Here is a 9,759-nt window from a genome sequence, read left to right on the forward strand (position 1 = left end):
ATCCGGACAGAATCTAAACATATCTGCTCAATAACGACTTCCCCCCTCCCATTCCATTTTACTAAATGGGACATTTAAAGGACAGCAGGTTTTTCGTTTTTTAACAATCATATAATACTTTATCCATTTATTGTATCGGTAGAACGAAAAAAAAGACTTGTTTCCAAGTCTTTTTCACGAAATTTTCATTGCATAATTGTATTTATCGAGTTGATCAATGCTTTTGTTAATGTTTCGTAATGAATCTGTCGTTTCTTTAATATCAAGTTCGAGTCGGAATAACAATTGTTTTACTTCTTCAAGTTTCTTTTCCATCGTTTCCACACTCCTTTTTTTGAAAGATCAATGAATTGTGTATGGTGAACGAGTCCTAGGTATTTGATCTGTTACTAATAGTGTATCTGCTTTCGGCTCATTTTTCACCGAAAAGTATGCAAAAAAGTCCTGCGTGACACCGCAAATCTCAATAGGTCCTTATACTCAAAGGAATCACAACAAGAACAGGACTATCTTTCTATGTGAAAGAGCGTTTATATGTGCTGAAATTGAGAAAGATTCTTAATCTCCTTGATTTTAACGGGTTTCGCATTTTCACTAAGCAAGACTATAGTCCTTCATACCGTATTTTCAAAATTGAATATGCGATTCTTGGCGTTTCCTGACCGACAAACACCGAAAAAGACCGCAACGCTAAAGTTGTGGCCTTTTCGCTTTGTCATATTCGGCAATTAGGGATCTATACATATAGAAACATCCTTTTTTTGTGAGGTGCTCCCATGAGATATCGTTATCCCTGGTTTTACGTGTATCCGTATGAGGTACGCCGTCTGCCCGCTCCTGCCAACAATATTGATACCTTTATCCGTTCAGCGAAGCAGGCCGCAGGGATATTTGCGGATGCCCAGCTCGTTCTCGGCCGCATTGCGGGCTCGCGGGAGCTCTCGCGCCGCATTCTGACGGCAGCCGAGCAGTCCGATAAACAAACCATCAAGCGCCTGATCAAACAAATGGGCGTCCGGCATGAAGTGGATACGGTCTTTAATCCCGACGGCATCTATATCAGCCTTATCGGAACGCAAAGCCGAATCATTCTTGCTTTGCGGTGGTCAGAGGACCGCAATCATTTTGCGTCCATAAGATTATGACACCATTCCAGAGCCTCAAGATAACATTCATACGCTTCTTCTTTGTCGAGTTGATTGCCTAATTCTGAGCAAGTGTCCCAGTTGTTGCTTTCAATTAATTTCACAAGCTCAAGCATTTGGTAGTAGTCGTTTTGATGGCCTAATAATGCTTGCCCGACTTCATCTTTTAAAGGCAATTCTTGAACAATTTCCTCTATTTCTCTATGCAGGAGGGTGTCTATGAGAGAAAACATTCCGATCAGCATATAAGAAGCAGGCTGCGGCCGGGATGTCTTTCTCGCCAGCAGTTCGCAAAGCTTTGCTCTTATCAAAGAAATCTTAATGATTTCGTGCTTGCTGGAATGCCCTTTCCTGCTTAAATCCTTAAAGGAAAGAATATATATCCACCGTTTGATTTCATTAAATCCCAGCAGCATAATGGCCTGTTGAATGCTTTCAATTTTCTGGCTCAAACGGCTGTGGGATGAGTTTAAAAATTTTAAAATTTGATAGGACAGTGATAAATCCCGCTCTATGTACTCTGTCACACGCTTTATGTTAGGCTGCTCTTTGCTCAGTTCGTTAAGCAGTTCATAGTAAGAATAGAAATGAGTCGATAGGTCATGCCCGCTGATGATGCGCGGCTCGCTGAAAAAGTAGCCTTGGAATAATTGAAAGCCGTCTTGGACCGCCTGTTTATATTCTTTTCGGGTCTCTACTTTTTCCGCTAAAAAAATCAGGCTGCGGCAGCCGTAGGTTTGCAAAATTGTTCTGCGTTCCATTCGTGTTGTTTTGAGAAAATCAATTTTCAATATATCAATATAGCTCATGAGTTTTTCCAGTAAGTCCTCATCTTGCGGGTTTATTGCATAAAAATCATCAAGCGCCAGCATATACCCCATTTTTTTCAATTCTTTGCATCTAGAAATGAGGGCCGGCGTGATCGGTATATCTTCAAGGATTTCAATGACAAGCTGTTTCGGATTGAAGGAGGTGGGAAGATTCGAAAACATCAGGCTTTCCGTAAAATTAACAAAACAGCGTTTCCCTTCCGTCAGCTTCTCAATTCCGATGTTTAAAAAGCTGTTGATCACCAAATCTGTTGTTGCCTGATCGCCGTCTTTAGCACTATACACGTTCTCTTCGCTTTCTCTATACAGCAGTTCATAAGCAACAACCTGTTCTTTTCTATTAAAAATAGGCTGTCTTGCAACAAACACCCTCATTGATTTATCCCCCTTACAATACGCGCGGCTTTCACCCCTAAGTATATCAAATAATTTGACGAAAATTGTCTAAACATGAAAAATAATATATACATAAAGAAAACTGGCCCTTCGCGAACGAAAGGCCAGTTTTTCTTTATTCTTCCTCAAGCTCTTCTTCAATTCTGCTTTTCACTTCGTGGATCCGCTGCATTTTATTGCTCCAGCAGTCCTCGCTTAAATCAACCGGGTATTCCTCCGGCTTGCTGATTCTCTTATATTCCTCCCAAAGCAGGCTGAGGTTATCCTGCACATACTGCTGTATGTCTGAAATCTCAGGATTTTGGTAGCAAAGAATACCCTTCTCAAAAATCAGCTCATGAAGATCCTTCGCATAAAAATTCGTGACAAATTTGCTGATGAATGTATGAACCGGGTGGAACATTCTGAGCCGCTTCTGATCATTCACCTGCTCATCATAAAGCGCAATATAGTCGCCTTCAGAATGATGGTTGGACTGATTAATAATGCGGTAGACTTTCTTTCTGCCCGGTGTCGTCACTTTTTCAGGATTGGACGAAATTTTGATCGTGTCGACCATTTTCCCGTCTTCTTCAATGGCAACGAGTTTATAAACTGCGCCGAGAGCCGGCTGGTCATAGGCAGTGATCAGCTTCGTACCGACACCCCAGACATCAATGCGCGCTCCCTGAGCCTTTAAATTCATAATGGTGTGCTCATCCAAATCGCTTGAAGCAATCACCTTCGCATCTGTAAATCCTGCTTCATCAAGCATTTTCCGGGCTTTTTTTGACAGGTACGCCAAATCGCCGCTGTCCAGACGGATGCCAATGAAATTAATGCGGTCGCCGAATTCCTTGGCAACCCTAATCGCGTTTGGCATGCCTGAACGAAGCGTGTCATACGTGTCAACTAAGAAGACGCAGTCCTTATGTGTTTCCGCGTATTTTTTGAAAGCTGTATATTCATCGCGGTAAGCCTGCACAAGCGCATGCGCATGTGTGCCGGAAACCGGGATATTAAAGCGCTTTCCGGCTCTTACATTGCTTGTCGCGCTAAAGCCGCCGATTAAGGCTGCTCTTGCTCCCCACATGGCCGCATCCATTTCGTGCGCCCGTCTTGTTCCGAATTCAAGCGCAACTTCATCACCAATGACGCCTTTAATCCGGGCAGCCTTTGTTGCGATTAATGTTTGATAGTTCACAATGTTGAGCAAAGCTGTTTCAATCAGCTGCGCTTCTACCAGGGGTGCCTCCACCCTCATAATCGGCTCATTGTTAAAAACGAGCTCTCCTTCTTTCATGGAGTAAAGTGAACCTGTAAAAGATAAGCCGCGCAAATATTCAATAAAATCTTCATGATACCCGAGTTCATCCTGTAAATAACTCAAATCGCTATCCGTAAACTTGAAATTTTCCAAGTATTCAATGGCTTTTTCCAAGCCCGCAAATACGGCATAGCCATTTTCAAACGGAAGCCTTCTGAAAAACAGCTCAAAAATCGCTTTCTTTTCATGAATGCCGTCTCTCCAGTACGTTTCCGCCATATTGATCTGATAAAGGTCTGTATGTAATGACAGGCTGTCATCTTTAAATCCGTACTCTAACACTGTTTTTCCCCTTCCTTACTCTGCCACTTGCGCTCCGATGCTGTTTGCAAAATGGGAAAGAGCCCATGCGTGCCCCTCCTGATTAAAGCTGGCGACAGCTTGTTTATGCACAACAATCCGAAAACCTTTGTTGTATGCGTCAACAGCTGTATGCAACACACAAATATCTGTGCAGACACCGGCAAGGTGCAGTTCGCCAATCTGCCGCTCTCTGAGTTTGAGCTCTAAATCAGTTCCCGCAAAAGCAGAATATCTCGTTTTTTCCATGTAGTAAACATTAGGCTCATGTTCATGTTTCTGATATAGAGGCAAAAGCTTTCCGTACAGATCTTTTCCTTCCGTGCCTTTTATATTATGCGGAGGAAAAAGACGGGTTTCAGGGTGATATTGATCCCCTTCATCATGAGAATCTACTGCTAATACGACGTAATCACCGTTTGTGATGAATTCTTCAGTTAAATTGACGATCGCCTCTTCAATCATTCTGCCGGGCTCCCCGCAGGTCAATTTTCCGTCACTCGCCACAAAATCATTCGTATAATCAATACAAATAAGTGCTTTTTTCATAGCCGGCCTCCCCGCCATCAGTATGAGAACATTATATCTTATCTCCAGTTGTAAGTGAAATGCCATGAACAAAAAGACAAACGGTCCGTTTGTCTCTTAAGATTTCAGCACTGACCGATTATAAATGTCGTCCTGAATATATATCAATTCACGATTCACAGCGATGTCAGCCGCAATGACGATGCCTAAAGGCGTATGAAACTGAAGATCAGATACAATCTTGAAGGGCACTCCGTACCGGTTCGCCATTTGGATATAAGGAGAGTAAGACTGATACTGAAGCTCTCCATTAATCAAAAGGGTGACGTTATGGCTGTTTTTCAGCTCGTGCTCCGCCTCTTTATACGGTTTGCTTCTAAGCACCTGTCCTTTCGTCAGTGCCAAAACGACTCTTTCTCTTAGAGAACCTAAAAACAAGTGGCGCTCGTCAGGCTTTGTCTCCAAAGGCCCATACATTCCTTGCTGCAAATAGAGATCCATTTTATCTTCACTCAAAAGCCTGTCCTCCCGTCTTGTTTGTCTTCATTATCACCTGATCAGGCAGGAGCTAAACTTTCAAGCGCCGTTTACATTTCTGTTACCCAATGAATGATTTTTTTGGCCAGCTCACCAGCAGGGATTTCCTCTGTATGCCGGCGCAACGACGCTTCCAGCCGTTCAGGCAGAGTTGCTTTATCTTCTTCATAGGAAATGATCGTGCTCCACTCCAGCTGCGGTACCGCTACAAGCGTGCGCAGTTCTTTTCTGTTTTCATGCAGATACACGTCCGTGATCATTCCGGTTTGCGTATTGATATTTGCTTTTCTGATTTTCATAACATGACCTCTCTATTCAAAGACTACCCATATTATACAATAAAAAAGCAACAGCCTCTTGTGAAAAGGCTGTTACCCGTTAAACGAAACTGTTTCATCAGTGATATCGGCATCTTTGAAGAGAGTTTTACTCGTTTGGTTGTTAATCTTCACAAAATCACCAAGCTGAAATGTGCCTGACCCCGCCCCTGAATGAGCGACGCTTTTGGGCGAAATCGCAAATACGTCTCCAAAGCTTGCCGCGGCATTATCCGTAACTGACATGATATAAATCGGCCCCACAATTGCAGGCATTTCCCCACCTCCGCATTGATTTACAGCATCATATGCAAGGAGCCGATAATGGTGCCCGCCTATTCAGCTGGCTTTGCGTTTTCCTCGAGTCGTGACCGCTGGCGCAGCTTGATCAAGCGGACAATATTCAGGAAGAACGCCTTCACTACCGCATAAACCGGCACCGCTAAAATCATGCCGAGAATTCCGCCGAAGCTTCCCGCTCCGATTAATAGCAAAATAATCGTAAGCGGATGGGTATTCAGCCGCTTTCCGATCACAAGAGGAGACAGCAGGTTTCCGTCCAGCTGCTGAACGATGACGACCACAATAATCGCAAACAGCGCTTTGGCCGGCGAGTCCATAAAACCGACAATGACAGCCGGCGCGGCACCGAGAAAAGGCCCGACATAGGGAATGATATTGGTAATCGCCATGACAATCCCAAGAATCAGGGCATACGGCAGTCCGGCAATTAAATAGCCGATAAAACACGCTGTTCCGACAAAAAGACAGATTAACAGCTGCCCCTGGAAATATGCCGCAAGCGTATCGGATAAATCTTTAAAAATCTTTAAGCCTTCTGTCCGATAAGAAGCCGGTAGAATTTTTACTGCCAAATGCGGAAAGCGGTGTCCGTCTTTCAGCATGTAAAAAAGGATAAATGGAACAGTAATAATAACAAGCGTGATGTTTGTCACGACACCAAACACCGCAGATAAACTGGACGTGATATTTTGCGGCAGGTTTTGGAGAAAACTTGTCAATGACTGTTCAATTTTTGATATCGATACATAATCCTGGTTCATCATCCAGGTAAACCATTGAGAATGGGACAAATCCTTTGTCAGCGCCTGAATCTGTTTTATATAATCAGGAAGGTTGTTAAACAGCCCTGTCACCTGTGCGGTGATGATAGGTCCGACTGACGCTGAAATAAAGGCAAGCAAACCGATAAACAGTAAATAGATCAATAGAATGGATAATGTCCGCGGAATTTTTTTCTCAAGCAGGCGGACGACCGGATTAAATATGAAATACAAAATTCCCGCAATTAGCATCGGGAAAAACAATGTCGAGATAAAAACAATAAACGGCTGAAATACAAATGAAACTTTTGTTGCTACAAAAATAATCAGCAAAACAAATAAAATCTGCAATGTCCAAAAATGGACTTTTGATTTCAACAAGCTTTGTTCCTCCTAGTTTTTCTTTGTCTGTCAGATAAAAGAACTTATACCCCATCATTGTAACAAAAATGAACTCATATCAGAACTCTTAATATAATGAAAGGAGTGTTGGTGATGAAGGCCGTGACATACGATACAGATTCAGAACTGGCTTATATCTATGTTCTTCCTCCGAAAAAGAACAGGAATGTACGGACTGAGGAGCTCAGAGTCAATGATTGTCTCCTGCTGGATATCAGCCAAGATGGCAAAATCGCCGGATTCGAATGTTTTGGTGAGGCAGCACACCTCTGTGCCCCATTTGCCGGGAAATCCCGGCTGTATGTAAAAGATTCAGACGGTTATCATTTTCGTGTCCGCCAGCATGCTTTAGTCCGTTCCTGCTATACGGTGTACGGTGTCACTTTCTGTTTTTCAGATGGTGACGATCAGGAATTTGCCGGCTTTGACCTTGATGGAACAATGTATCATAGTGCGTTTTTACAGCGCTTAACTGAAAAATAGGACGTCCCGGTGTACGCCTATTTTTCATGCGCAAGCACTGTTAGACCCGCTCACTGTAATCTGGGGTGACGGAAATCATGTGCTGGATTCTGATCAAACAAACAGAATTTCGGGCTCCTTCAATTGTGATATGGTCAGGTTTTACATCGATCAGTCTGCCTCTGACCGTATCTCGTACTGTCTGTATAACGAACCTTGAGCCGATGAGCTTTTTAATGGTCTGATAGACATAAGGATCGACTAAAGAGACCAGTTGCGGACTACCTTGGTTGACCATATTTTTATCCCCTTTGTGTGTTTTATCTCAGCTTATGCCGCGCTTATGGATAATGACACAGGCTTACCTGATAAAACAAAGGGGTGCGGAGGTTTTAGGAGAATACGTTTGGGAGCGGGTCTAAAGGAAGTATCGATGAAGCGGAGACAGCGAAGAAAGCTGGCGCTGTTCCGTACTTATACAGGCTTTATCACGGATGTCTGGGCTTGGTCGATTAATTGGTCCAGCTTTTCTATTTTTTTTCGTGCGGTTGAAGGATCAATTTGGCGGTAATGATGGTGGCCGCCCGGCTCTTCATCCAGTTCGTCCGTTTTTTTGACAATCTGCTGCAGTGTGTTTTTATCTAATTCGCCTTCAGGCAAATAGGAATCTGTATGAAGCAAAATGGCTAGTGCAATCTCTTTTGCTGCTTTCGGTTCCTCGCCAAGCCGAATCAGAAGTTTATGCGCCCGTTCCGCCCCTTTAATGGCATGGATGTCATTTCTTTTGTATTTCTCATAATCCCACTTTCCGTCTGTATACCATTCATAATGGCCAATGTCATGAAGCAGTGCCGCTTTTGCTGCTAAATCAGGATTAATGTCAGCCTTCACAGACAGCCTGTATGCATGATAAGCGCAGGCAATCGCATGTGCCACGCCGGAACGCTGAAGATATTTTTGTGCAATTGGATGGGTGAAAACATCCATTAATGTAACCTTTCTCATGGAAACCCCTCCTTTAGATATTTTTAGAATCCTAACATAATTTGCAGAGAAACTCAATTCTTATGTCACATCATTTTGATCTTCTTATCATCATTGTTATACCCTAAAAGCAACGTTTCAGTCAGTATATGCGGCTGTTCAATAAAATGCGCTGGCTGTAGCCTTTTGTATAAAAAAAAGAGCAGAAAATATCTGCTCTACAAAAACTCTTTAATATCATAAATGCGGCCGTTTTCCGTCCCTTTTTCTAATAAAGAAAGCAGCGTGCCGGCAATAAAGTCCGGACTGCGAAGGCTTCCTGTTTCATTTAATTTCCGGAATCGTTCAATGTGGTGGAAATCCTTTTTCGATGAAGAACGGATGACTGCCTGCATCTCAGTGTCCATCACTCCAGGTGAGAACGAAATCATGTTCACCGGCAGCTCTTCATCCTCCTGTTCAAATCCGAATGTCCTCGTAAACATGTCGAGCCCGGCTTTTGAACTGCAATACGCGCTCCATCCCTTATATGGATTTTTGGCGGCTCCTGAAGTAATGTTGACAACCGTCTTTTTGCCGCTGTATGAAGCAAACCGTTTTGTAAACAGCTGACTCAAAAGCACGGGCGCAGTCAGGTTCAGCTGATAATGGCGCTGAAGCTCGTCAAGAGACGCTTCGCCGGCACGTTTGATCGGCGTTACCATTCCGGCGTTATTAATAAGGGTAATACCAGAATAACGATCTGAATCGATGGATGAGAGCAATGTTTCAAATTGCTGTTCAGCTTCTTCGAGATTGATGAGGTCTATTTGATGCTGCGTTAGTTTTTTGTGAGAGACATCCGTTTTCGTTCTGGATAAGGCATGGACTTCATGCCCCTTTTCTAAAGCCTGTAATGCAATGGCTTGACCCAGCCCTTTTGACGCTCCGGTGATGATATAAAGTTCCATTGGAAACCTCCTTTTCCGTTATTATTGTACGGCACCGCTTTTACACAACACAAGCACGCGGCCTACGCCTTCTTGTTTTCCTGCGCTGTGACTTTTGGGATGAGGAACACGATGCCTGCAATTCCGAGCAGGATCAGTACGACATAGATCATCGGCAGCAGCAATGATGATGTTTCTTGTTCATCTTCTGTTTCCGTTGATGATGTCTTTGTTATTGGTTTTTCTGCAAATGTAATTCCAAGCTGTTTCGACTGGGCTGCAATCGTGTTGGAATCCTCGGCATTTGTTGATGTAAACAAATCTTTTATCAGCTCGGCGTCCTTGTCCTTCGGTTTATCAAAAGTGATATCCTTTTGTTCCTCAGGCAGTTCTGTTTTTTCTTCATAGTAGGTATCTTCATGCAAATAATTCGTATCGATTTCGATGTCTTTTTTCTCATACTGGTTTGGCGCGACATCTGTATTTTCTTCAGTTTGGGCAGCAGCTGCAGAGGGTATGAAAAGGGAAAAGGAGAGCATACAAATCATGATCCCCTTTT

At 43.3% G+C, this 9,759-nt stretch carries 15 protein-coding genes; 3 read left to right on the top strand and 12 right to left on the bottom strand.

Going from position 1 to position 9,759, the window contains the following annotated elements; translation table 11 throughout:
* Positions 1-174: 174 nt before the first annotated feature.
* Positions 175-315 (bottom strand): degradation enzyme regulation protein DegQ, encoded by a 141-nt coding sequence (gene degQ / locus MKY10_RS16845; protein ID WP_003220708.1) that lies wholly within the window; start codon positions 313-315, stop codon positions 175-177.
* A gap of 221 nt (positions 316-536) precedes the next feature.
* Here degQ and MKY10_RS16850 point away from each other — a divergent pair, with 221 nt between their 5' ends.
* Both MKY10_RS16850 and MKY10_RS16855 read left to right on the top strand, forming a co-directional pair.
* Complete coding sequence (locus MKY10_RS16850; RefSeq protein ID WP_003228793.1) at positions 537-662, top strand: hypothetical protein; 126 nt, start codon at positions 537-539, stop codon at positions 660-662.
* Positions 663-776: 114 nt separating this feature from the next.
* Entirely contained in the window at positions 777-1,145 is a 369-nt protein-coding gene (locus tag MKY10_RS16855; RefSeq protein ID WP_046381300.1) for a hypothetical protein, read from the top strand.
* Here the strand turns inward: MKY10_RS16855 and pdeH are convergent.
* From pdeH to MKY10_RS16890, 7 genes are all read right to left on the bottom strand, one after another.
* Entirely contained in the window at positions 1,121-2,350 is a 1,230-nt protein-coding gene (gene pdeH / locus MKY10_RS16860) for a cyclic di-GMP phosphodiesterase (protein WP_046381301.1), read from the bottom strand. The genes MKY10_RS16855 and pdeH overlap by 25 nt on opposite strands.
* A 136-nt stretch (positions 2,351-2,486) precedes the next feature.
* Positions 2,487-3,959 carry a nicotinate phosphoribosyltransferase gene (locus tag MKY10_RS16865; protein ID WP_003228788.1) on the bottom strand — a complete coding sequence of 491 codons (1,473 nt, stop codon included), beginning with the start codon at positions 3,957-3,959 and terminating at the stop codon, positions 2,487-2,489.
* 15 nt (positions 3,960-3,974) lie between these two features.
* Entirely contained in the window at positions 3,975-4,526 is a 552-nt protein-coding gene (locus MKY10_RS16870) for an isochorismatase family cysteine hydrolase (protein WP_014477836.1), read from the bottom strand.
* A 96-nt stretch (positions 4,527-4,622) separates the two neighbouring features.
* Positions 4,623-5,021, bottom strand: coding sequence for a YueI family protein (locus tag MKY10_RS16875; RefSeq protein ID WP_015251331.1), 399 nt, complete (start codon positions 5,019-5,021; stop codon positions 4,623-4,625).
* A gap of 71 nt (positions 5,022-5,092) precedes the next feature.
* Positions 5,093-5,341: a YueH family protein gene (locus MKY10_RS16880; RefSeq protein ID WP_021480501.1), complete on the bottom strand. Its 249-nt coding sequence runs from the start codon at positions 5,339-5,341 to the stop codon at positions 5,093-5,095.
* Between the two features lie 72 nt (positions 5,342-5,413).
* Positions 5,414-5,635 (bottom strand): spore germination protein, encoded by a 222-nt coding sequence (locus MKY10_RS16885; protein ID WP_003242933.1) that lies wholly within the window; start codon positions 5,633-5,635, stop codon positions 5,414-5,416.
* A 59-nt stretch (positions 5,636-5,694) separates the two neighbouring features.
* The gene (locus MKY10_RS16890) at positions 5,695-6,804 is read right to left on the bottom strand and encodes an AI-2E family transporter (protein ID WP_003243652.1); all 1,110 of its coding nucleotides are present in this window, start codon (positions 6,802-6,804) and stop codon (positions 5,695-5,697) included.
* 114 nt (positions 6,805-6,918) lie between these two features.
* On the opposite strand from MKY10_RS16890, the gene MKY10_RS16895 reads away from it, so the two are divergent.
* On the top strand, positions 6,919-7,308 hold the full coding sequence (locus tag MKY10_RS16895; protein ID WP_230488100.1) for a DUF2283 domain-containing protein: 390 nt from the start codon (positions 6,919-6,921) through the stop codon (positions 7,306-7,308).
* 40 nt (positions 7,309-7,348) lie between these two features.
* Here the strand turns inward: MKY10_RS16895 and MKY10_RS16900 are convergent, their stop codons facing one another.
* The 4 genes from MKY10_RS16900 to essA form a co-directional block, all read right to left on the bottom strand.
* On the bottom strand, positions 7,349-7,585 hold the full coding sequence (locus tag MKY10_RS16900) for a YuzF family protein (RefSeq protein ID WP_003220677.1): 237 nt from the start codon (positions 7,583-7,585) through the stop codon (positions 7,349-7,351).
* Positions 7,586-7,761: 176 nt separating this feature from the next.
* Positions 7,762-8,292, bottom strand: coding sequence for an HD domain-containing protein (locus MKY10_RS16905; protein ID WP_230488099.1), 531 nt, complete (start codon positions 8,290-8,292; stop codon positions 7,762-7,764).
* A 197-nt stretch (positions 8,293-8,489) separates the two neighbouring features.
* Entirely contained in the window at positions 8,490-9,221 is a 732-nt protein-coding gene (locus MKY10_RS16910) for a (S)-benzoin forming benzil reductase (RefSeq protein ID WP_003244421.1), read from the bottom strand.
* A gap of 62 nt (positions 9,222-9,283) precedes the next feature.
* Positions 9,284-9,739, bottom strand: a complete 456-nt coding sequence (gene essA / locus MKY10_RS16915) for a type VII secretion protein EssA (protein ID WP_015251327.1) — start codon at positions 9,737-9,739, stop codon at positions 9,284-9,286.
* Positions 9,740-9,759 lie beyond the last annotated feature (20 nt).

The organism is Bacillus sp. FSL P4-0290 (genome assembly GCF_037975435.1).
In the GTDB taxonomy this organism is placed as follows: domain Bacteria; phylum Bacillota; class Bacilli; order Bacillales; family Bacillaceae; genus Bacillus; species Bacillus subtilis.

What these genes read in the sequence shown, in the direction of transcription:
- degQ (WP_003220708.1), bottom strand. Translation starts at nt 315, where the DNA reads ATGGAAAAGAAACTTGAAGAAGTAAAACAATTGTTATTCCGACTCGAA.
- MKY10_RS16855 (WP_046381300.1), top strand. Translation starts at nt 777, where the DNA reads ATGAGATATCGTTATCCCTGGTTTTACGTGTATCCGTATGAGGTACGC.
- pdeH (WP_046381301.1), bottom strand. Translation starts at nt 2,350, where the DNA reads ATGAGGGTGTTTGTTGCAAGACAGCCTATTTTTAATAGAAAAGAACAG.
- MKY10_RS16870 (WP_014477836.1), bottom strand. Translation starts at nt 4,526, where the DNA reads ATGAAAAAAGCACTTATTTGTATTGATTATACGAATGATTTTGTGGCG.
- MKY10_RS16880 (WP_021480501.1), bottom strand. Translation starts at nt 5,341, where the DNA reads ATGAAAATCAGAAAAGCAAATATCAATACGCAAACCGGAATGATCACG.
- MKY10_RS16885 (WP_003242933.1), bottom strand. Translation starts at nt 5,635, where the DNA reads ATGCCTGCAATTGTGGGGCCGATTTATATCATGTCAGTTACGGATAAT.
- MKY10_RS16895 (WP_230488100.1), top strand. Translation starts at nt 6,919, where the DNA reads ATGAAGGCCGTGACATACGATACAGATTCAGAACTGGCTTATATCTAT.
- MKY10_RS16900 (WP_003220677.1), bottom strand. Translation starts at nt 7,585, where the DNA reads ATGGTCAACCAAGGTAGTCCGCAACTGGTCTCTTTAGTCGATCCTTAT.
- MKY10_RS16905 (WP_230488099.1), bottom strand. Translation starts at nt 8,292, where the DNA reads ATGAGAAAGGTTACATTAATGGATGTTTTCACCCATCCAATTGCACAA.
- MKY10_RS16910 (WP_003244421.1), bottom strand. Translation starts at nt 9,221, where the DNA reads ATGGAACTTTATATCATCACCGGAGCGTCAAAAGGGCTGGGTCAAGCC.
- essA (WP_015251327.1), bottom strand. Translation starts at nt 9,739, where the DNA reads ATGCTCTCCTTTTCCCTTTTCATACCCTCTGCAGCTGCTGCCCAAACT.